Here is a 23,341-nt window from a genome sequence, read left to right on the forward strand (position 1 = left end):
TATAATTATGTATACGTTACCAAAAATAGAGCGTTTCAATCAAAATGTTCTATCTAAATACCATATTTACAATAGTGTTTTTATAACATTACCATTTGATTCTGTTGATAATACAGGAGTTTTGTTGCCTATTTTTACTGACCTTTGTGATAATGGTTTCAAAAAACAAGAAACTCCAAAAGAAATATTTGATTTCTTTTCAGACAAATATTTGACTAGCGCAACCGAAAAAGATAAGATTAATTTGATGTTTCACTTTATACAATATATTGAACGCCAAATTGTTTTGTTTGATGCTATTGAAGATGCTGCTTTTCCTGTTGTTAACAATATGGAAGGAAGAGGTTCGCTGCGTGATATAAAGGAAAAATCAGATGTTAGAGACAACAAAGAAGAACTTATCCATTTTTTAGAAAATTTTAATGTTCGCACAGTCCTAACCGCACATCCAACACAATTTTACCCTGGACCAGTTTTGGGAATTATAAACGATCTAACCGAAGCTATTCGCAAAAACGATTTATTGGAAATCAAACAATTATTAGCTCAATTGGGTAAAACTCCATTTATACAAAATGAGAAACCCAACCCTTTTGATGAAGCGGTAAGCTTGATTTGGTATCTTGAAAATGTGTTTTATAACACTTCAGGGGAAATGGTTCATTATTTGCAAAAAAATGTTTTTGAAGGGGAATCTATAAAAAACCCTTTGATTAAACTTGGATTTTGGCCAGGAGGTGACCGTGATGGAAACCCATTTGTTACAACAGAAATCACGTTGAAAGTTGCCGAACGCTTAAGAACTTCAATTTTGAAATGCTATTATGTTGAAATAAGAAACCTTAAAAGAAAACTTACTTTTCCAGGTGTCGATTCTCTAGTAATGGAGTTGGAACAAAAATTGTATCGTTCGGTTTTTTATTCTAAAGGTGAAATTTTTATCACCCTAGAGGAATTTAAAACACAATTAAATAAAATAAAAACAATAATAATTGAGCAACACCAATCCCTTTACGTAGATCAAATTGATGCTTTGCTTATTCGATTGAATTTGTTTGGTTTTCATTTTGCTACTTTAGATATTAGACAAAACAGTAAAATTCATCAAAGTGTTTTTTATGATGTTGTAGATTATTATTCTAAATCCAAGACAAATATTTTTCCGGCGAATTATTTTCAATTAACCGAAGACGAAAAAATTGAAATTTTGTCATCTGTAAAAGGAAGCTTAGATTCTGCCGATTTTGAAAATGAAATGACACGATCTACCGTAGAATCAATTCAAGCCATTAAAATCATTCAAGAAAAAAATGGAGAATTTGGTGCCAACCGTTATATCATTAGTAATAATGAAAGTGCTCTCAATGTAATGGAAACTTTTGCCCTTTTCAAATTATGTAATTGGGAAAATGCAACAGTTGATATTATTCCATTATTTGAATCTGTCGATGATTTGCACAATGCACATTTGGTGATGGAAAAATTATATACTAATCCAGAATATGCTAAACATTTAGCAAATAGAGAAAATAAACAAACCATTATGCTTGGTTTTTCTGACGGAACAAAAGATGGTGGCTATTTGATGGCAAACTGGAGTATTTATAAAGCCAAAGAAGCTTTGACTGAAATTTCCAGAAAATATGGAATACATGCGATTTTCTTCGATGGACGTGGTGGACCTCCAGCTCGTGGTGGTGGAAAAACACACAAATTTTACGCTTCATTGGGACCTAACATAGAAAACAATGAAATTCAAATCACAATACAAGGACAAACAATTAGTTCTAATTTTGGAACATTAGATTCTTGTCGATATAATTTAGAAAATCTTTTGAGTGCTGGTGTTGCCAATCAGGTATTTAATCAAGGACAAAATGAATTAACTGTTGACGAAAAAACTATATTGGATCAAATGGCAGATTTGGGATATGATAAATATTTAAGTTTCAAAAATCATCCTAAATTTATTCCATATTTAGAGCAAATGAGTACGCTGAAATATTATGCAAAAACTAATATTGGAAGCCGCCCTTCAAAAAGGAGCAAGTCTGAAACCCTTGATTTTGCTGATTTGCGTGCCATTCCATTTGTTGGATCTTGGAGTCAATTGAAACAAAATGTACCGGGATTTTTTGGAGTAGGTTCTGCTTTAAAACATTTTGAAGATACCAATCAATGGATGAAAGTTCAGGATTTATACAACAATTCTTTATTTGTAAAAACGTTGTTGGAAAACAGTATGATGTCATTGGCAAAATCATTTTTTCCTTTGACAGCTTATATGAGTAAGGATCCAGAATTTGGAGCTTTCTGGCAAATTATTTATGACGAATTTTTGGAAACCAAAAGATTGTTGTTGAAAATTGCGGGTCATAACGAGCTAATGGAGAACTATCCTGATGGTATAGCTTCTATTCAAATGAGAGAGCGTATTGTATTGCCATTGTTAACAATACAACAATATGCTTTACTTAAAATTAATGAATTGAACAAAGAAGATAATCCAGATTTAAACTTGATAAAAGTATATGAGAAAATTGTAACCCGTTCTCTTTTCGGAAATACAAATGCCAGTAGAAACTCTGCATAATTGTTTTCAAATTCCTAAAAAATAAAAATATGAATTCAAATCAATTGCCAGTAAATGAATATTCAAAATTCAATGCGACTTATATAAATGCTCTTGAGAACGTTGAATTATTTGAAGAATTAGAAATTAGTCTGCATGATTTCATAAAATTTGTGCAAAATATTCCATTGGATAAATTTGATTATAGTTATGCCGAAGGAAAATGGACTATCAAAGAAATTATTCAACATATCATAGATGCGGAAAGAATTTTTGCATATCGAGCTCTTCGAATTTCCCGAAATGACAAAACACCATTGCCAGGATTTGAAGAAAATGATTATGTTGACAATACCGATGCAAAAAGTAGAAGCATTCAAGAATTGTTAACTGAGTTTTCAGCCGTACGACATTCTAACTTGTTAATGTTCAAAAGTTTTTCTGATGAACAATTAAGAAGAATTGGAATTGCTTCCAACCATGAGGTTTCTGTAAGAGCTTTGGGCTTTTTAATTATTGGACACATGAAACATCATCAAAAAGTTTTTATAGAAAGATATTTGTAGTTTTTTAACAATTGGTTTTATTTAAAACAGTTTGACCAAATTTTTAACTTATTTTCAAAAATCATAGTATTAGCTGGACTGGTCGAAGGCATTACATAATACGTAATGCCTTCTATTTGTCCGAATCTCTTAGAAAAAAAAGCATGACTTTGTTTTCCGTTAAAAATGATTTTGGCAATTGATGGAAATTGCTTAAATAAAGTTTCAAAATCATTTTCCCTTTGATTTTTGATGTGAATATCCAAACTTCCTTTTCTTTCACAATTTTCTAAAACGTCCCATAAACCAATTTTGTTCGCTTGAAGAAATTTAACTTTTTCTTCAAAATTTTCTGGAATCGGTAATCCATCAAACAGAGTATAGATTATTTTCCAAAAATGATTTCTTGGATTTGCATAATATTCCTGCTTAGTAAGTGAGACTACACCTGGCATTGTTCCCAAAATTAATATTTCAGTCTTTGAATCTATAAAATAAGGAAATGAATATATTGTCATAAACTAAAGTGCTACATTCTCTTTTTCAAGTATTGCCAATCCAATTCTGATTTTATCATAGGAAAGTTGCTCTTCAAAAAAATCAAAATAAGGTTTTAAAGCAGATGGAGATTCTAGTTTGATTTTTGCTTTTGCAATTTTTGAAATTTCTTGTTCATTAATATAAATACTGAAATCTATTGGATGGCCATCATTGTATAATTTGGCTAGATGCGAAATTATCGTAGGCACTCCTAATTTTCTTTTTTCTGCAATATCTTCAACGGTCATTCCGTTTTGAAACATTTTCAAAGTTTCTTTATAAGTAGTACTTTCTTTTTTCGCTCTAAGATTTTTAATTTTTTGAAATTCAATAATCGCTTTTATAAATACATCACCGTATTTTTCGAGTTTTACTTTCCCAACTCCATCAATAGCTAAAAAATCTGAGTCACTCATTGGTCTATGAATTTCAAACTGTCTCAATGTTGCATCATTAAAAATAACGTAAGCCGGAACTTCTTCTTCTTTAGCAATTTCTGAGCGCAGCTTTCTGAGAAATTCAAAAAGAGAATTTGTTGCAGATTTAGTTTTCGCAGTTTTAATTTCAGAAGTTTCCTTATTAATTTTTTGTACAGTTGTCAACTGTACTTTTTCACCCTCAAACAAAACTTTATTGGCAAAAGGAGTTAATTTTATTTTATTCTGTTGATGGAAAGCTATTTCACAATATCCCAGATTTATCAATTGAATAAGATATTGATTCCAGTCATACCAAGAAATATCGGCACCAACTCCGTACGTTTTTAAATTTTGATATCCTTTCTCAAAGATGTAAACATTCTTGGAACCTCTCAAAAAATCAACAACTATAGGCAAGGCTTCAGATTCCTGCAAACGGATTATAGCAGACAACGCTTTTTGGGCAATTATGGTTCCGTCAAAAAAAGCGGGAGGATTTTTGCAAATATCACAGTTTCCACAATTTTCGGAAACTAATTCACCAAAATAGGAAAGCAATATTTTTCTGCGGCAGCTCAAAGCATCGGCATATTGTTTCATTCTTTCCAATTTTGCTAATTGTACTTCGGCGTTCAATCCTCCTGAAGCAAATTTTTGCAATTGAATCATATCACCATAACTTTCGAATAAAACAGTTTCCGATGGTAAACCATCACGACCGGCTCTTCCAATTTCTTGATAATAGCCTTCAATATTTTTTGGTAAATTATAATGAATGACCCAACGCACATTCGATTTATCGATTCCCATTCCAAAAGCAATAGTTGCACAAACGACTTGACAATCATCGTTGATAAATTCATCTTGCGTTTTTGCACGTATTTTATTGTCCAAACCTGCATGATAGGATTTGGCATTAATTCCGATTTTTTGTAATTTTTCGGAAAGTTCTTCCGTAGTCTTTCTGCTTAAACAATATACAATTCCCGATTCATTCGGTTTGTTTTTTATAAAATCTATAATTTGTTTTACTCTATCCAAAGCTGGTCTTACTTCGAGACTTAGATTTTTTCTGTCGAAAGAGGAAATGAAAATTTTAGGACTACTTAAATTTAATTGGTTACAAATATCTGTGCGCGTTGCTTTATCTGCAGTTGCGGTCAAGCCTAAGATTGGAGTAGAAGGGAAGCGGTTTTTTAAATATCCCAAATTAGTATAAGCAGGTCTAAAGTCATGACCCCAAGCGGAGATACAATGCGCTTCATCAATAGCAATTAAACTCACAACTACCTGATTGAAAACATTTTCCAAAAAAGATAAACTTTCCGGAGCTACATAAACCAGTTTGACTTTATTGTCTTTTAAATTCTGAATGTGCAATTGTTGCTCTTCACCGGATTGACTACTATTAATGAAGCATGCCGCTATTCCGTTGGCTTTTAAACTATCAACTTGATCTTTCATCAAGGCAATTAGCGGAGAAATAACAATGGTAATTCCTGGTAAAACTAGAGCAGGTAGTTGAAAACATATAGATTTACCACCTCCAGTTGGCATAATGGCCAAAGTATCTTTCCCAGAAAGAATACAATTGATAATATTTTCCTGATTAGGTCTGAATTTTTCAAACCCAAAATTTTCTTTGAGTTTCGCGTGTAAAAGATCTGTAGTCATTTTGGCGTATATTTTAAAAAGATAAATCTAATAAAAAAAGGAACTCAAAACAGAGCTCCTTTTATTTTTATTTTTTATAAAAAATTATAGAATTAATCTTCGTCATCTTCATCATCTTCGTCATCGGCAATATCCTTATCATCAGCATCTTCATCGTCATCATCACCGTCAACATCTGGTTTATCAAGATTATCATCATCATCGTCATCATCTTCTGCATCATCTACATCCAATTCTAAACCGCTAATCGGTTCTACAACGTCATCAATTTCATCATCTTCATCAAAATTACCAATTCTATCAGCCAATTTAGTACTTACTTTTACTAAATATATCGTATCTTCAGTTCTAACTTCAACTGCTTCAATTAATTCATTTTTGGCATTTCTGAAACGTATGATATCTGAATCATCATAACCATCAGGGAATTTTTCGACCAAAAGATTTAAAATTTCGTTGGTCAATTTGGCGTAATCAACTATTACTCTTTTCATAAATAATTTTTATAAATCTAACAAATAGGCAAAAATTAATGGAGCTACAATCGTGGCATCAGATTCAATAATGAATTTGGGAGTATTAATATCCAATTTACCCCAAGTAATTTTTTCATTAGGAACTGCTCCGGAATAAGAACCGTAACTGGTTGTGGAATCTGAAATCTGGCAGAAATAACTCCAAAAAGGAATGTCATGCATTTCCATGTCCTGATACAACATAGGGACTACACATATTGGAAAATCTCCGGCTATACCTCCTCCAATTTGAAAGAAACCAACTCCATTTGTACTGTTTTTTGGATACCAATCCGATAAGAAAACCATGTACTCAATACCTGATTTCATGGTTGATGCTTTCAAATCTCCTTTGATTACATAAGATGCAAAAATATTTCCCATTGTACTGTCTTCCCAACCTGGCACAATTATTGGCAAATTTTTCTCTGCAGCTGCATACATCCAACTGTCTTTTAAGTCTATTTCATAATATTCTTCTAAAACACCTGAAAGCAACATTTTATACATGAATTCATGAGGAAAATATCTTTCTCCTTTGTCATCAGCATCTTTCCAAATTTTGTAAATGTGTTTTTGAAGGCGACGAAAAGCTTCGTGTTCTGGAATACAAGTATCTGTAACCCTATTTAAGCCTCTTTCTAACAAAGCCCATTCGTCTTGAGGAGTCAAATCACGGTAATTTGGAACTCTCTCATAGTGAGAATGTGCAACCAAATTCATAATATCTTCTTCAAGGTTAGCTCCTGTACAAGAAATAATTTGAACTTTATCCTGACGAATTATTTCGGCAAAAATCTTTCCAATTTCGGCTGTACTCATCGCACCTGCCATACTCACCATCATTTTTGCACCATTGGCTAATTGCTGTTCGTATGCCTTAGCAGCGTCAACTAAGGATGCAGAATTGAAATGCAAATAATGCTTTTCAATAAACTGACTGATTGGTCCTTTACTCATTTTCTTTTTTTTGTTTTTTTTTTATTTAATGTTCAAAAGGTTATTTGAGATTTGGATATTACAAATAAAAGAAATTTATAAATATCAAATTTCCTGAATCCCAATTTTTATTCATTATTTATTATAACCTAATATTTTTAGTACATCCTCTGCGGTTTGTTGTTCAGAAAATACTTCGGTTGCCAGTATTCCATTCTCGTCACGGTCTATCAAAATATGTTTTGGCTGTGGAATCAAACAGTGATGTAAACCACCATACCCCCCAATAGTTTCCTGATACGCTCCTGTATTGAAAAAACCTAAATATAATGGTTTTTCCTTATTGTATTTTGGTAAATAAATAGCATTCATATTTTGCTCTGAATTGTAATAATCGTCGCTATCACAGGTCATTCCGCCTAATAAAACCCTTTCATAAGTGTCATTCCATCTGTTGATTGCTAACATAATAAAACGCTTGTTGATTGCCCATGTGTCTGGCAATGTGGTGATAAAAGAAGAATCAATCATGTTCCACTTTTCTCTGTCATTTTGTTGTTTTTGATACAACACTTGATATATAGCTCCACCACTTTCTCCAACGGTAAAAGAACCAAATTCGGTAAAAATATTTGGAACATCAACTTCCGCTTCATCACAAGCAATTTTAATTTGGTTGATTATTTCATCAATCATATATTGGTAATCGTATTCGAAAGCCAATGAGTTTTTGATTGGAAAACCACCACCAATATTCAAACCGTCAAGCGTAGGGCACTCTTTTTTCAAAGCCACATAAACCTTGATACATTTTACAAGTTCATTCCAATAGTAAGCATTGTCATTGATACCAGTATTGATAAAAAAGTGCAACATTTTAAGTTCCAATTTTTTATTCTCTTTTATTTCTTTTTTATAAAAAGGGACAATGTTTTTGTATCCAATTCCTAATCTGGAAGTATAGAACTCAAATTTCGGCTCCTCTTCAGCGGCAATACGGATTCCTATTTTGAATTTTCCATTAATTTGTGCTTGCAACAAATCTAATTCCTCGTAATTGTCGATGATTGGAATGGTGTTTTTATGGCCATTATTGATTAATCGTGCAATGTTATCTATGTATTGATCTCTTTTGAAACCATTACAAATAATATAGGTGCTTTTATTAATCTTTCCTTTATCTAATAAATTTTCAACGATATTAATATCAAAAGCAGATGATGTTTCTATATGAATATTGTTCTTGAAAGCCTCGTTCATTATGTATTCAAAATGAGAACTTTTTGTACAATAACAATAATAATACTTTGCCTCATATTTATTTTTTTCCATCGATTTACGAAACCAGCTTTTGGCTTTGTTGATGTTATTTGAAATTTGAGGCAAATAGGTAAACTTTAAAGGCGTACCATAGGTTTCAACCAATTTCATTAAATCTATATTATGAAACTGAAGGTTGTCTTTGTTTAATTTAAATTCTTCCTGTGGAAAGTAATATGTTTGATTTATTAAATCGGAATATTTTGTATTCATCTTTTATGTAGAGTTTTATATTAATTGTATTGAAAAAATAGAATTAATATGAGTTCAAACTCTAATATTGGCATAGATAATCTGTAGTTTTTCGTAATCGGCTTTGAAATATTGAAAAACATCAAAACTAAAATTTCCTTTTATACCATAAAACCGTTTCAATAGGCTTAAGAAGGACCTATTGTTTATGTTCTTTTTGGTAGAAAAATATTTAGTATTTTGATTCTTATTCATTGGCGCAAATGTAAAAAATAAAACAGACGCAAAGCAATCCTTTTTATTAAAAAATAACTAAGATTTGTAATCCTGAAAAGCATTTAGAATTAATTCGTTTTCAACAGATTGATTAATTTTTATTTGGCCGATACCTTCAATCAATGCAAATTGTATCATACCGTACTCATTTTTTTTATCGTGAATCAGTAATTCTAAAATTGGTTCAATATCATTTTCTTCAAAAATAATATCATCATATATTGATTTTATGGTCGTTTTTATTTGATTGTATTCTTCTAATGTGATCAAATTTTTATGCAATGAAATATAACTTTCCAAAATCATTCCTACAGCAATAGCTTCTCCATGTAGAAGGGTAATTTTCTTTTCATTCTCCAAAAAATAACTTTCTATAGCATGTCCTAAAGTATGTCCGAAGTTTAATGACTTTCGAATGTTTTTTTCAGTTGGATCTTGCATCACTATAATGTTCTTAATCTCAACTGAACGATGAATTAGCGCATCTAAATGATCAAAGTCTATTGCTTTTAAATCTAAAAAATATTCCCAATAGGCTTTATCAAAAATCAAACCATGTTTCAACATTTCAGCAAGGCCAGAACGCATTTCATTTTGAGGAACTGTCTCTAAATACTGAGTATCAATCAATACCATTTTTGGTGTATTGATAACACCGATTTGATTTTTTAAATTACCCAAATCAACACCGTTTTTACCACCGACCGATGCGTCAACCATTGACAATAAAGTAGTTGGGATATGTATAAAATCAACTCCTCGTTTAAAAGTAGAAGCCACAAAACCTCCCAAATCTGTTACAACGCCACCTCCTATATTAATGATTAGTGTTTTTCTGTCAGCTCCCAATTCTGTTAGAACTTTCCAAATTTCAATACAAGTTTCGATATTTTTATTAATTTCTCCAGCATTAAATTCAATGATTTCGATTGTCAAATCTGTTTCCAGCAAGGGAAGCAATTTAGGTAAACAATATTCATTAGTATTGCTATCGACAATTATAAACAAATTAGAATATTTGTTCTCTTTTAAGTGTTGGTTTAGATTTTTATATCCAGTTTCATTGAAATGCACAGGATAATTATTGGCTTGAATAGATTGCATCATTTTAATTTTATTGAATGCGCAAAATAAGGCAAATTTTGCTAATTATACTCGCTTACTCTCTTTATATTTGCATAAAAAAATAACAAAAAATGAATAATATTTTTAATAACTCACAAATTGCGTTTGCATTAAAAAGTGATACAGAACTCGATAGAGCGTATTTCCTTTTCAAATTAATCAATAGTCAGCCTTTAGTGCGTATTGGAACAGCGGTTACCAACTTTGCCATCAAAGCGAACCTTCCCGTTGAAAGCCTTATTCGCGCTACCGTTTTTGATCATTTTTGTGGCGGTGTAAATGAAGATGATTGTCTTTCGGTAGTAGATAAAATGTATACTAAAGGTGTTTCATCTGTTTTGGACTATTCTGTTGAAGGCAAAGAAGAAGAAGATCAATTCGATGCCGCGCTTAACATGACATTGAAAACGATTGAATTTGCCAAAGAGCGCAAAGCCATTCCTTTTGCAGTTTTCAAACCAACAGGTTTAGGTCGTTTAGATTTATATGAAAAAGTTGGAGAAAAACAAACTTTAACTTCAGATGAACAAGCAGAATGGGACAGAGTAATAGCTCGTTTTGATTTAGTTTGCAGTGAAGCACAAAAAAAAAACATTGCCTTGTTGATTGATGCAGAAGAAAGCTGGATGCAAGATGCAGCCGATGATTTGGTTACCGAAATGATGCGCAAATACAACAAAGAAAAAGTAATTGTATTCAATACGCTACAAATGTACCGTTGGGACCGTTTAGATTATTTGAAAAAATTACATGAGAAAGCAAAAACTGATGGATTTTTTATCGGAATGAAATTAGTTCGTGGCGCTTACATGGAAAAAGAAAATCTTCGTGCTGAAGAAAAAGGATATCCAACACCAATATGCGCTTCGAAAGAAGTTTCGGATATCAATTATGATGCCGCTGTCCTATATATGGTAGAGCATTTGGAGACAATGTCAATTTTTGCAGGAACCCATAACGAGGAGAGTACCTACAAATTGATGGAACTGATGAAAAATAAAGGAATTCTATCTAATGACAATAGAATTTGGTTCGGACAATTGTATGGAATGAGTGATAACATCAGTTACAACTTGGCAGCCAATGGTTATAATATTGCTAAATATTTACCTTTTGGACCTGTAAAAGATGTCATGCCATACTTGATTCGTCGTGCTGAAGAAAATACTTCTGTAGCCGGGCAAACCAGTCGCGAACTAGCTATGATCAAAGCAGAGCGCAATAGAAGAAAAGGAAAGGTTTAGATTGCAGCTTTCAGAAAACAGAATTTAGATAAAACTCCAATCATTGGTGATTGGAGTTTTTTTTTAGTTAACTATCCTTTGAAGAGGGGTGAGGTGGGAATTAAGAATTACTAAACTGTAAATTACTCAAATTCTTATACAAACCATTTTCTAAATTGATTAATTCCTGATGTGTTCCTTGTTCGCTAATTTTTCCATTGTCAAGGACTAAAATTTGATCGGCAGAACGAATGGTAGAAAGACGGTGAGCAATAATAATACTAGTTCTTCCTTCCATTAAAATTTCTAAGGCTTCCTGAACTAATTTTTCACTTTCACTGTCTAATGATGAAGTAGCTTCGTCTAAAATTAATATAGATGGATTTTTCAATAGGGCACGCGCAATGGCAATTCGCTGTCTTTGTCCTCCAGAAAGCTTAATTCCCCGCTCTCCAACTATGGTTTCAAATTTTTCCGGAAAACCTTCGATAAAGACATAAGCATTAGCCTGTTTTGCAGCTACAATTATTTCTTCATCGGTAGCATTGGGTTTTCCGTAAGCAATATTCTCTTTGATTGTTCCTCCAAACAATATAACATCCTGCGGCACTATACTCATATTCCCGCGAAGATTTTCCAAATCAAAATCGTAAATATTCTTCCCATCTATTAAAATTTCACCTCCATCAATATCATAAAAACGTAATAATAATGAGGCAATCGTTGATTTCCCCATGCCGCTTGGACCGACAAGAGCAATTTTTTGACCAAAATTTGCAGTGAAATTAATATCTTTCAAAACCTTGACTTCTTTTCTGGAAGGATAGCTAAAGGCCACATTATTAAAAGTCACATCACCTTTTATTTTATTTATAGAAGGAATATGCACGTTTGAATTGATTTTTTCCGGAGTTTCGTCCAATAGTTCAAAAACTCTTTCAGTAGCGCCAATAGCCTTTTGCATTTGGGCATACAATTCGGCAATTCCACCTGATGAAGCACCTACATAACTTGAGTATAATATAAAGGTAAACAATTGTCCAACCGTGATTTCTCCAGCAATACTCAATTGTACTCCATACCAAACCACCGCCACAATCGTTCCGAATAAGCATATAATAATAAAGGAAGCAAAGAAACCTCTAAATTGCCCTCCTTTAATACCCATTTTGACAACTTCCTTAATTCTTTCTTTATAACGGGCAATTTCATACCATTCATTAGCAAAAGCCTTAACAATACTGATTCCTTGCATAGTTTCTTCAACCACTACCTGACTTTCTGCTACTTGATCTTGTACTTTTTTAGAATACTTTCGAATAAACCGTCCAAAAATGACAGCTGCAACCCCAACCAATGGCACTACCGAAACCATCATAATGGTCAATTTGATATTAATACTGGCCAACATAGCAAAACTCCCAATGATCAATATGAATTGTCTTAAAAACTCTGCAATTGTAGTCGTTAAAGTATCTTGAATTTGGGTAATATCATTGCTGATTCGGCTATTTAATTCACCTACGCGCTTTTGAGAGAAAAAGGACATAGGCAATTTAACCAAATTAGTGTACAAAGCCAATCGAACATTGGCCAATGTGTTTTCGGTAAAATTGACAAATAAGGAAAGTCTAAAAAAGGAAAATAAAGATTGTAGTAACAGCACCAATCCTAAGCCCAAAGCAATTTGATTGGCTAGATGGGCATCTTTTTTGTTTACGCAATCCACAAGCATTCCCATAAACTTTGGAAAGGCTAGGGCAGTAACACTGGTAAGCAATAGAAACACCAATCCAACATAAAATTTCCATTTATGATTGTTGGCATATTTGAAAATCAGGATTGCTTTTTGCAAAGAACTTGCAGTAATTTTTGATTTGGGTAAATCATTTTCTTGGTATCGAGCCATTGTTTTTATTTTATAATACAAATGTAAGGCTATAAGAAGATGATAACCAAAAAAAAAACGGAGATTCAGCTTCGAATAAACTGCTGTTAATGAGTAACAAAAGAAAAACTCATTGTTTTTTATTTGATTTTTTTTAAATATTGCTTGCAATTACGAGTTCTAGTTGTATATTTGCACACGCAATAGGGCGATTAGCTCAGCTGGTTCAGAGCACCTCGTTTACACCGAGGGGGTCGGGGGTTCGAACCCCTCATCGCCCACAAAACTTCTCAAGAAATTGAGAAGTTTTTTTTTACCTTAAATCGAAACATTGATTCAGAAGTGAAGGATCAGTGATAAGTTGAAAAAGTGGGATCATTCATAAAATGGTTCTCAAATAGTTTGTTACAACCTCAGAGTTCCTCAACTGCTTTTGAATTATTATTTTTGTGTTTCTCAACTACAATTACTGTTGATTCCTATTTTCGATTTGCCCTTAAAAACAAATAGTATTTTAATTATATTTGTTAACCTAAAAAAACTTGATAGTGTCTCAAATAAATAAATTAAAAATATTCAATGACCCCATTTATGGGTTTATTACAATCCCAAATGCTTTAATCTACGACTTAATTCAACATTCTTATTTTCAGCGTTTAAGACGTATTTCACAAATGGGCTTATCTTATTTAGTATATCCCGGCGCCAATCACACCCGTTTTCATCATGCTTTGGGTTGTATGCATTTGATGCAAAAAGCAGTCGAAGTATTGCGTTTTAAAGAGGTCATCATTAGTCCTGAAGAAGAAAATGCCTTATACATCGCCATATTATTGCATGATATTGGTCACGGTCCTTTTTCGCATGCAATGGAAAGTAGTATTGTTGAAGATGTACATCACGAAGAAATTTCATTGTTATTAATGAATCAGCTTAATATTGAATTTCAAGGACAATTGAGCCTAGCTATTCAGGTCTTTAAAGGCGAATACGACCGTAAATTCATGTTGCAATTGATATCCAGCCAACTAGACATGGATCGCATGGATTACTTAAAGCGAGATAGTTTTTATTCGGGTGTTTCAGAGGGTAATGTCAATTCAGAACGTTTGATTCAGATGATGAATGTAGTTGATGATGTATTGGTTATTGAAGAAAAAGGTATCTATTCTGTTGAAAAATTCCTGATGTCCAGAAGATTGATGTACTGGCAGGTCTATTTACATAAAACGAGCTTGGTAGCCGAATTAATTTTGACCAAAGTTTTAAAACGCGCTAAAGAATTGACAGAAAGAGGTGTTATTCTGCCTTGCAGCGAACCTTTGTTATTTTTTATGCAAAACAAAGTTACTTTAGATACATTCGACCAAAAAACAGTAAAACTTTTTACGAAACTTGATGATTTTGATATTATCAGTGCTTTGAAATCTTGGGAAAATCAAGATGATTTTATTCTGTCATCCCTAAGCAAAATGATTATCAATAGAGATCTTTTAAAAATAAAATTAACGAATGATAAAGTACCGCTGGAAGAATTACAGATACAAAAGGAACGTTTTTCAATTCAAAATAAAATCTCTTTGGCAGAATCTAATTATTTTATTTTCAAAGGAAAAATAAAGAGTCAAGCCTATAGTAAAGTAGCAGAACCAATACGAATTTTGAATAAAGACAAGACAATTGAAGATGTCGTTGAAGCATCTGACCAACTGAATTTGAAATCGTTATCAAAGTTAGTAACTAAGTATTATATTTGTTTTCCAAAACAACTGCTTTAAAATTAACATTTAAAACCTATTTTTTATATTTTTGTCGCAATAAACCAAGCCAATCTATTTTTATGATATATTGTGTAAACTACCATTTGTATGTTGCATCTTATAATTTTTAAAAATACAATTCAATAAGATGAAATTTACAGCTGAACAAATAGCAGGAATATTAGAAGGAGAAATTGTTGGCGATCCCAACATCGAAGTTTCCCGTTTATCTAAAATTGAGGAAGGGGCAGAAGGGTCGCTTACTTTTTTATCCAATCCAAAATACATTAATTACATATATACTACAAAAGCCTCAATTACAATTGTTAATGATACCTTCGTTCCCGAATCCCCAATAACAACTACACTTATTAAGGTAGCCGATGCTTATAAATCTTTTTCTAAGTTATTGGAATTTTACAACCAAGTAAAATTAAATAAAAGCGGGATAGAAAACCCGTCATTTATTTCTGAAAGTGCTAAGTATGGTGAAAATCTATATTTAGGAAGCTTTAGTTATATAGGTGATAATGTAGTTTTAGGCAATAATGTAAAGGTATATCCTGGAAGTTTTATTGGCGACAATGTAACTATTGGGAATAATGTGATTATTTTTGCTGGCGCCAAAATTTATTCAGAAACAATTATTGGTAATAATTGCACAATTCATTCTGGAACGATTATCGGAGCTGATGGTTTTGGTTATGCACCAAATGAAGATGGAACATATAACAAAATTCCGCAAATTGGAAATGTAGTCATTGAAGATAATGTCGATATTGGTGCCAATTCGACAATTGATAGAGCTACATTAGGTTCTACAGTTATTAGAGCAGGTGTGAAATTAGACAATCAAATTCAAATTGCCCATAATGTAGAAATTGGTCGAAATACCGTTATTGCTGCTCAATCTGGAATTGCGGGATCTACCAAGGTTGGAGAAAATTGCATGATAGGAGGCCAAGTGGGTATCGTCGGTCATTTGACAATTGGAAACAATGTTAGAATTCAGGCCCAATCAGGAGTGGGAAGAAACATAAAAGATAATGAAATACTGCAAGGAAGTCCAACTTTTGGATATTCTGATTATAGTAAATCGTATGTGCATTTTAAGAATTTACCAAAACTGGCAAAAGAAATAGAAGAGTTAAAAAAACAAATATTAAACCAAAAAAATGGAAACAATGGTTAAACAGAAGACCATCAAAACAGAAATTTCGTTAACTGGAGTTGGGCTACATACTGGAAGGGAAGTTAAAATGACATTTAAACCTGCTCCTGTAAATAACGGCTTTACATTTGTTCGCGTCGATCTTGAAGGGCAACCCATTATTGAAGCAGATGCTAATTATGTGGTTAATACGCAACGTGGTACTAATCTAGAAAAATTAGGTGTCAAAATTCAAACACCAGAACATGTTTTAGCAGCCTTAATGGGATCTGATTTGGATAACATCATAATCGAATTGGATGCTTCTGAATTGCCAATCATGGACGGTTCCTCTAAGTATTTCATGGAAGCAATTGAGGAAGCCGGAATTATTGACCAAGAATTAAACCGAAATGTATATGTTGTAAAAGAAGTAATTTCTTTTACCGATGAAGCATCTGGAAGTGAAATCATGGTTATGCCAAGTGACCATTATAGTGTAACAACTATGGTTGATTTTGGAACAAAAATATTAGGAACTCAAAATGCTACCTTAAAAACTATTGCTGATTTCAAAACTGAAATTTCAAATGCAAGAACTTTCAGTTTTCTACATGAATTAGAATCTTTATTAGAAAATGGATTGATTAAAGGTGGCGATTTAAATAATGCTATTGTATATGTTGATAAAGAAATTTCTGAATCAACAATGGAGAGTTTAAAGAAAGCCTTTGGTAAAGACGAAATTACCGTTAAACCAAATGGTATTTTAGACAATCTTACTTTACATTATCCAAATGAAGCGGCTAGACATAAATTGTTAGATGTAATTGGTGATTTAGCTTTGATCGGAACAAAAATTCAAGGAAAAATTATTGCGAACAAACCGGGGCACTTCGTAAATACTCAGTTTGCAAAAAAAATGGCCAAAATCATCAAAAGTGAACAAAGAAATTATGTTCCTACTTATGATTTAAATCAAGAGCCATTAATGGATATCCATAAAATTATGGCTATGCTACCACACAGACCTCCATTTTTGTTGATTGACAGAATCATAGAAATGTCTGACAGCCATGTTGTAGGAATGAAAAATGTGACAATGAATGAAAATTTTTTCGTTGGACATTTCCCAAATGCGCCAGTAATGCCCGGAGTTTTGATTGTAGAGGCAATGGCACAAACAGGAGGAATTTTAGTTTTAAGTACAGTTCCTGATCCTGAAAATTACCTTACCTTTTTCATGAAAATTGATAATGTAAAATTCAAACAAAAAGTTTTACCAGGAGATACTCTTATATTCAAGTGTGATTTAATTACTCCAATCCGTAGAGGAATTTGCCATATGCAAGCAAATGCGTATTCAAACGGACGATTGGTTGCTCAAGCTGAATTAATGGCTCAAATTGCAAGAAAGCAATAATTTTTGATTTATGCCTTTTTCAAAAGAGCCATAATCGTATTAATACTAATTTAAAAAATAGCAGATGAATCAACCGTTAGCATACGTTCATCCAGGTGCCAAAATCGCCAAAAATGTTGTAATCGAACCTTTTACAACTATTCATAACAATGTAGTTATTGGAGATGGAACTTGGATAGGTTCTAATGTAACAATAATGGAGGGAGCGAGAATTGGTAAAAATTGCAATATTTTTCCAGGAGCAGTAATCGCTGCTGTCCCTCAAGATTTAAAATTCGGTGGAGAAGATTCTTTAGCAATTATAGGAGATAATTGTACAATTAGAGAATGTGTAACAATCAATAGAGGAACTATAGCTTCAGGTCAAACGACTTTAGGAAATAATTGTTTAGTAATGGCAACTGCACATATTGCACATGATTGTCATATTGGCGACAATGCCATAATTGTCAATGGAGTAGCATTGGCAGGTCACGTAATTGTAGGGAATTATGCTGTTATTGGAGGATTGGCTGCTGTGCACCAGTTTATTCATATAGGTGACCACGCCATGGTTTCTGGTGGTTCATTAGTTAGAAAAGATGTTCCTCCTTTTACCAAAGCTGCTAAAGAACCTTTGTCTTACGTGGGAATTAATTCAGTTGGTTTAAGAAGAAGAGGTTTCACAACCGAAAAAATTAGAGAAATTCAAGAGATATATAGAATTCTGTATCAAAAAAATTACAATACAACTCAAGCAATGGATATTATAGAAGCCGAAATGGAAGCCACGCCAGAGCGTGATGAAATATTGGATTTTATTAGAAATTCATCAAGAGGAGTAATGAAAGGATATTCTGGAAATTACTAAATAAAAGTTCAATTGTTTAGAAAAAAAAAGCAAATAACCGATTGAACGATTAAACAAAATAATAAATAAAACAAAAACAAATAATGGCATCTACATCAGATATTAAAAACGGATTATGCATCAAATACAACAATGATATTTACAAAATCATTGAATTTCTTCATGTGAAACCAGGTAAAGGACCTGCATTCGTTAGAACAAAATTAAGAAGTTTGAGTAATGGTAAAGTATTAGACAATACTTTTTCTGCTGGACACAAAATAGACGAGGTTAGAGTTGAAAACCACAAATTTCAATTTCTCTATCCAGAGGGTGATTTATTTCACTTTATGAATGTAGAGACTTTCGAACAAATCTCTTTGAATAAAAACATTCTTGATTCTCCAGATCTATTAAAAGAAGGAGAAAATGTTATGGTAAGTATCAACACTGAGACAGATTTACCTCTTTCTGTAGATATGCCAGCATCTGTAATTCTTGAAGTTATTTATGCCGAACCAGGTATAAAAGGAAACACAGCTACAAATGCTACAAAATCAGCTACTGTTGAAACTGGAGCAACTGTAAATGTGCCTTTGTTTATTAATGAAGGTGATAAAATTAAAATTGACACAGCATCAGGTTCTTACATGGAACGTGTTAAAGCATAGTTTCATTTTCAGTTTTCTGTGTCAGTGCACATTTATAGCGCTAAGAACTAAAAACTGAGACTAAAAACTGAATACTTTTTTATATGAAATTCCCAAAAGTTTATTCTCTACAAGATATTGCAAATTTGCTTCAATGTGAATTTGTAGGTGATGCCTTGTTTCCTGTTTACGGCATGAATGAAATTCATGTTGTAGAATCAGGAGATATTGTTTTTGTTGATCATCCAAAATATTACGAAAAAGCACTAAACTCAGCCGCTACAATTGTTTTAATCAACAAAAAAGTAGAGTGTCCCGAAGGTAAAGCTTTATTGATTTCCGATGATCCCTTTAGAGATTTCAATATATTAACAAGACATTTTATGCCTTTTATACATTCGAATGTTTCTATTTCTGCTTCCGCAAAAATCGGAAAAGGTACTATCGTTCAGCCGAACTCATTCATAGGAAATAATGTCTTTATCGGTGAAAATTGTTTGATTCATGCTAATGTTTCCATTTATGACCACACTGTTATTGGAAATAATGTGATTATCCATTCAGGTACTATTCTTGGAGCCGATGCTTTTTATTATAAAAAAAGACCCAACGGCTACGACCAATTAATTTCGGGTGGAAGAGTGGTAATCAAAGACAATGTGGGCATTGGTGCACTCTGTACTATTGATAAAGGAGTAACAGGCGATACCACTATTGGCGAAGGTACTAAAATTGATAATCAGGTTCACGTTGGGCATGATACTGTAATTGGAAAAAAATGTTTGATTGCTTCACAAACCGGTATTGCCGGCTGTGTAATTATTGAAGATGAAGTTACTATTTGGGGACAAGTGGGTACTACGAGTGGAATTACTATAGGAGCAAATGCAGTAATACTTGGACAAACAGGTGTCACAAAATCAGTAGATGGTGGTAAAAGTTATTTTGGAACACCAATTGAAGAATCAAGAGAAAAATTGAAGCAATTAGCAAATATTAAAAAAATCCCAGAAATTTTAAAAAAACTACAATAATATGTCTGCTAAAGAAATTGTAAAAAGTTTTTATAAATCAGATGCCTTCATTAACACTGAGATAATGAAAGAGTATTTGCATCCCGACTGTATTTTGGATTGGAATAGCAGCAAAGGATTTATTCAAATGGATTACGAAGCATTAATAAATTTGACTAATGACATCAGTCGAGCTTATGTTCGCACTAAAGCCAGAATTAGCCATATCGTAGAAGAAGGAGATACCGTTTCGGTACGTTTTTCACATTATGTAAAAACGATAGAAAATCCAAGGGAGGAAATGTTTTTAGCTCATATTATGATTATATGGGAGATAAAAGATAATAAATTATACAGAGGTTATCAAATGAGTCAAGTCATGTAATTATTTTTATTTTAAAAAAAAGTACAAAATAATTACAAAAGCCTTACTTTTGCGTCACAATTTTAAAAACTACATAAAAAATATATCATGAGTGTTTTAGTTAATAAAGATTCAAAAATAATTGTTCAGGGATTTACAGGTAGCGAAGGAACTTTTCACGCTTCTCAAATGATTGAATACGGTACAAATGTTGTTGGAGGTGTTACTCCTGGTAAAGGAGGAACAATACATTTGGATCTTCCTGTTTTTAATACTGTAAAAGATGCAGTAGAACAAGCTGGAGCCGATACAACTATTATTTTTGTACCACCTGCTTTTGCAGCAGATGCTATAATGGAAGCAGCTGATGCTGGAATAAAAGTAATCATCGCTATTACTGAAGGAATTCCTGTTGCTGATATGATCAAAGCAAATAGCTATGTTAAAGAAAGAAATGCTAGATTAATTGGACCAAACTGTCCAGGTGTTATCACTCCAGGTGAAGCTAAAGTTGGAATTATGCCAGGTTTCGTTTTCAAAAAAGGTACTGTAGGGATTGTATCTAAATCTGGAACTTTGACTTATGAAGCTGCAGATCAAGTTGTAAAACAAGGATTAGGAATTACCACTGCTATTGGTATTGGTGGAGACCCAATCATTGGAACTACTACAAAAGAAGCTGTAGAATTATTGATGAACGATCCAGAAACAGAATGTATTGTAATGATTGGTGAAATTGGTGGTCAATTAGAAGCTGATGCTGCAAAATGGATCAAAGCCGATGGTAACCGTAAACCAGTTGTAGGTTTCATTGCAGGAGTTACTGCTCCAGCAGGACGAACAATGGGACATGCAGGTGCAATTGTTGGTGGTTCTGACGATACAGCTGAAGCTAAAAAACAAATTATGAGAGAGAACGGAATTCACGTTGTTGACTCACCTGCTGAAATAGGAAAGAAAGTAAAAGAAGTACTAGGTTAGTATTCAATTGTTTAAAAATGAAATACCAAAATGCCTCACGATTTTGTGAGGCATTTTTTTAATTATAAAAAATATGTACAAAGAATTAGAAAAGTTTACAGTAAAAGGAAGTTTTACGTTTTCACAGGAAGATAATTTAGAAGCTGTTTGTAATGCTTCAGAAGCCGGAAGTGGAGTTTTTGTTGTTTATGCTGACAAAGAGTTAATAATGATTGGTTCTACAGGAACCGTTCAGAATGATGGTACCTTGAAAAGTAAAAATGGTGGTTTATACGATAAAATTGTAAACGGTCATCAATTTGCAAAAACAGGGAGAAAATATTCTTGGCCTGCTCAAATGAAAAAAGAAAATATCGATACATTGGAAGTTTTTTGGTTTGAAACTTTTAATGATTCGGCAAAATCGATTCCAACTAGCGTTGAGGGACAAGTTTTGCAAAACTTTCTAGATGAAAATGGTAAATTACCAAGATGGAATGTTGCTTTCTAAAAAATTATAGATCAAATAAAAAATGCTTTACAGGATTGTAAAGCATTTTTTGTTTAAATCCATTTTTGAAACAATTATTTTTCTTTAAAATCTACGGACAACGAATTTACACAATACCGCTGACCCGTTTTTGTTGGACCATCCTCAAAAACGTGTCCTAAATGTCCGCCGCAATTAGCACAAACAATTTCAGTACGTTTCATTCCGTGTGTATTGTCAACAATATATTCCACTTTTCCAGGAATTGATTCATCAAATGATGGCCAACCACAATGAGCGTCAAATTTAGAATTACTTTCAAATAGGGGAGAACCACAACCTCCACAACAATAAACACCATTTTCAAAATGTAAATTGTATTTGCCTGTATGGGGATATTCCGTTCCTTTTTGACGAAGAATTCTATAGCGTTCTGCACCCAATTCATCTTCCCATTCTTTCTCTGTTTTCACAAAAGGATAATTCATAATTTTAATTTTTTATAAAATTAATTATTTTTTCAATTACTTGGTGATCAGCCAGTATCTTTCTATGGCCTAATCTTTTGGTCAACATTAATTCACCGTTTATAAGATGTTTATGAATGTTAATACCCGCTTTTACGGGCACTTCTGGATCATTCTCATCATGAATAACCAAAGTTGGAATCGAACTCATATCAGCTGCCTTATATGCGCTATAATCATCCATTCTTCCGCCATATTTTCTTTCAAATCGTTCGCATAATAATTTACTTATTTCGGGTTTTAATCCCATTTTTTTAATAAAATCATCTGTTATATCTTTTACAATGTCACCGCTTCCAATAATAACTGCTTTTTTTATTTGAAATCCTTCTTTTATAGCATTCATAACTGTCATTCCACCCAAGGAGTGACCAATAGCAATTTCAAAGGGTCCAAATTGTTTGTCTATTTCCATAACTGAAGCAATAAAGTCAACCATGATTGTTGAATTGCCTGGCGATTTGCCATGTGCTGGTGCATCAAAACTAACAGTTGCATAACCAACTTTTATCAGTTCGTCAGCAATCTTACATAATTGTGTTCCTCTTCCTGACCACCCGTGGACCAATAATACTTTTTTACCACCATTTCCGTACTCATACACATTGACTTTTCTATTTATCGATGGAACATCAATCATTTTCTGAATGCTCTTTTGATCCATTTCAATTTCTCGCTTTGGAGTTTTATGTTTTATTGGGGTTGTAAACAATTTTGATGCATAAACAGTAACCCATTTGGTAGACAAAAAAGCAATAAACTTACCGGATAGTATTATAATCTTGGGAATTTTCAAAGTTTTGGTATGATTCGAGGTGTTTTTTGTCATATTGATAAAATTAAGAGAACTCTTTAAATATTACTTTTTTTTAACTAAATTTAAAAAAACATAAAAGTACTATAAATTTAATGTTAATATAATTTAATTTCACACGATAAAAGTATTA

22 protein-coding genes and 1 tRNA gene are annotated in these 23,341 nt (G+C 32.6%); 13 read left to right on the plus strand and 10 right to left on the minus strand.

The features are described from left to right. The first annotated feature begins 7 nt into the window (after positions 1-7). Together KZH69_RS15310 and KZH69_RS15315 are read left to right on the plus strand one after the other, a co-directional pair. The gene (locus KZH69_RS15310) at positions 8-2,593 is read left to right on the plus strand and encodes a phosphoenolpyruvate carboxylase (RefSeq protein ID WP_219318352.1); all 2,586 of its coding nucleotides are present in this window, start codon (positions 8-10) and stop codon (positions 2,591-2,593) included. Between the two features lie 29 nt (positions 2,594-2,622). Next, positions 2,623-3,138 (plus strand): DinB family protein, encoded by a 516-nt coding sequence (locus tag KZH69_RS15315; protein ID WP_219318353.1) that lies wholly within the window; start codon positions 2,623-2,625, stop codon positions 3,136-3,138. Between the two features lie 17 nt (positions 3,139-3,155). Here KZH69_RS15315 and KZH69_RS15320 read toward each other — a convergent pair whose 3' ends face one another. The 7 genes from KZH69_RS15320 to aroB all read right to left on the minus strand — a co-directional run bounded on the left by KZH69_RS15320 (position 3,156) and on the right by aroB (position 10,096). Further along, complete coding sequence (locus tag KZH69_RS15320; RefSeq protein ID WP_219318354.1) at positions 3,156-3,635, minus strand: DNA-deoxyinosine glycosylase; 480 nt, start codon at positions 3,633-3,635, stop codon at positions 3,156-3,158. Between the two features lie 3 nt (positions 3,636-3,638). Further along, positions 3,639-5,750, minus strand: a complete 2,112-nt coding sequence (recQ, locus tag KZH69_RS15325; RefSeq protein ID WP_219318355.1) for a DNA helicase RecQ — start codon at positions 5,748-5,750, stop codon at positions 3,639-3,641. A 92-nt stretch (positions 5,751-5,842) separates the two neighbouring features. Next, a complete protein-coding gene (locus KZH69_RS15330) occupies positions 5,843-6,244 on the minus strand; it encodes a DNA primase (RefSeq protein ID WP_219318356.1) in 402 nt (133 codons plus the stop codon). 9 nt (positions 6,245-6,253) lie between these two features. Continuing rightward, entirely contained in the window at positions 6,254-7,225 is a 972-nt protein-coding gene (locus KZH69_RS15335; protein ID WP_219318357.1) for a deoxyhypusine synthase family protein, read from the minus strand. Between the two features lie 114 nt (positions 7,226-7,339). Next, complete coding sequence (locus KZH69_RS15340) at positions 7,340-8,737, minus strand: type III PLP-dependent enzyme domain-containing protein (RefSeq protein WP_219318358.1); 1,398 nt, start codon at positions 8,735-8,737, stop codon at positions 7,340-7,342. 54 nt (positions 8,738-8,791) lie between these two features. Continuing rightward, positions 8,792-8,971: a hypothetical protein gene (locus KZH69_RS15345; RefSeq protein WP_219318359.1), complete on the minus strand. Its 180-nt coding sequence runs from the start codon at positions 8,969-8,971 to the stop codon at positions 8,792-8,794. A 57-nt stretch (positions 8,972-9,028) separates the two neighbouring features. Then, positions 9,029-10,096 carry a 3-dehydroquinate synthase gene (gene aroB / locus KZH69_RS15350; protein WP_219318415.1) on the minus strand — a complete coding sequence of 356 codons (1,068 nt, stop codon included), beginning with the start codon at positions 10,094-10,096 and terminating at the stop codon, positions 9,029-9,031. 92 nt (positions 10,097-10,188) lie between these two features. Between aroB and KZH69_RS15355 the strand changes: the two genes are divergently transcribed. After that, positions 10,189-11,361: a proline dehydrogenase family protein gene (locus KZH69_RS15355; RefSeq protein WP_219318360.1), complete on the plus strand. Its 1,173-nt coding sequence runs from the start codon at positions 10,189-10,191 to the stop codon at positions 11,359-11,361. A 100-nt stretch (positions 11,362-11,461) separates the two neighbouring features. Here KZH69_RS15355 and KZH69_RS15360 read toward each other — a convergent pair whose 3' ends face one another. Next, positions 11,462-13,249: an ABC transporter ATP-binding protein gene (locus tag KZH69_RS15360; RefSeq protein WP_219318361.1), complete on the minus strand. Its 1,788-nt coding sequence runs from the start codon at positions 13,247-13,249 to the stop codon at positions 11,462-11,464. Between the two features lie 185 nt (positions 13,250-13,434). On the opposite strand from KZH69_RS15360, the gene KZH69_RS15365 reads away from it, so the two are divergent. The 10 genes from KZH69_RS15365 to KZH69_RS15410 all read left to right on the plus strand — a co-directional run bounded on the left by KZH69_RS15365 (position 13,435) and on the right by KZH69_RS15410 (position 21,888). Beyond that, a tRNA-Val gene (locus KZH69_RS15365) sits at positions 13,435-13,509 on the plus strand. 267 nt (positions 13,510-13,776) lie between these two features. Continuing rightward, entirely contained in the window at positions 13,777-15,006 is a 1,230-nt protein-coding gene (locus KZH69_RS15370) for an HD domain-containing protein (protein WP_219318362.1), read from the plus strand. Between the two features lie 130 nt (positions 15,007-15,136). Beyond that, positions 15,137-16,180 (plus strand): UDP-3-O-(3-hydroxymyristoyl)glucosamine N-acyltransferase, encoded by a 1,044-nt coding sequence (gene lpxD / locus KZH69_RS15375; RefSeq protein ID WP_219318363.1) that lies wholly within the window; start codon positions 15,137-15,139, stop codon positions 16,178-16,180. Next, positions 16,173-17,561, plus strand: a complete 1,389-nt coding sequence (locus KZH69_RS15380) for a bifunctional UDP-3-O-[3-hydroxymyristoyl] N-acetylglucosamine deacetylase/3-hydroxyacyl-ACP dehydratase (protein WP_219318416.1) — start codon at positions 16,173-16,175, stop codon at positions 17,559-17,561. Before lpxD ends, KZH69_RS15380 begins: the two co-directional genes overlap by 8 nt. Before the next feature lie 64 nt (positions 17,562-17,625). Further along, a complete protein-coding gene (gene lpxA, locus KZH69_RS15385) occupies positions 17,626-18,411 on the plus strand; it encodes an acyl-ACP--UDP-N-acetylglucosamine O-acyltransferase (protein WP_219318364.1) in 786 nt (261 codons plus the stop codon). Positions 18,412-18,494: 83 nt separating this feature from the next. Beyond that, on the plus strand, positions 18,495-19,061 hold the full coding sequence (gene efp / locus KZH69_RS15390; protein WP_219318365.1) for an elongation factor P: 567 nt from the start codon (positions 18,495-18,497) through the stop codon (positions 19,059-19,061). A gap of 83 nt (positions 19,062-19,144) precedes the next feature. Next, a complete protein-coding gene (locus tag KZH69_RS15395; protein ID WP_219318366.1) occupies positions 19,145-20,074 on the plus strand; it encodes a UDP-3-O-(3-hydroxymyristoyl)glucosamine N-acyltransferase in 930 nt (309 codons plus the stop codon). A gap of 1 nt (position 20,075) precedes the next feature. After that, a complete protein-coding gene (locus KZH69_RS15400; protein ID WP_219318367.1) occupies positions 20,076-20,438 on the plus strand; it encodes a nuclear transport factor 2 family protein in 363 nt (120 codons plus the stop codon). A gap of 87 nt (positions 20,439-20,525) precedes the next feature. Further along, entirely contained in the window at positions 20,526-21,398 is an 873-nt protein-coding gene (gene sucD / locus KZH69_RS15405; RefSeq protein ID WP_219318368.1) for a succinate--CoA ligase subunit alpha, read from the plus strand. 73 nt (positions 21,399-21,471) lie between these two features. Continuing rightward, complete coding sequence (locus KZH69_RS15410) at positions 21,472-21,888, plus strand: hypothetical protein (protein ID WP_219318369.1); 417 nt, start codon at positions 21,472-21,474, stop codon at positions 21,886-21,888. Between the two features lie 74 nt (positions 21,889-21,962). On the opposite strand, the gene msrB is transcribed toward KZH69_RS15410, so the two are convergent. Beyond that, entirely contained in the window at positions 21,963-22,355 is a 393-nt protein-coding gene (gene msrB, locus KZH69_RS15415; protein ID WP_219318370.1) for a peptide-methionine (R)-S-oxide reductase MsrB, read from the minus strand. Between the two features lie 4 nt (positions 22,356-22,359). Continuing rightward, positions 22,360-23,223 (minus strand): alpha/beta fold hydrolase, encoded by an 864-nt coding sequence (locus tag KZH69_RS15420; RefSeq protein WP_219318371.1) that lies wholly within the window; start codon positions 23,221-23,223, stop codon positions 22,360-22,362. Positions 23,224-23,341: the final 118 nt, after the last annotated feature.

The organism is Flavobacterium taihuense (assembly GCF_019351435.1).
Lineage (GTDB): Bacteria > Bacteroidota > Bacteroidia > Flavobacteriales > Flavobacteriaceae > Flavobacterium > Flavobacterium taihuense.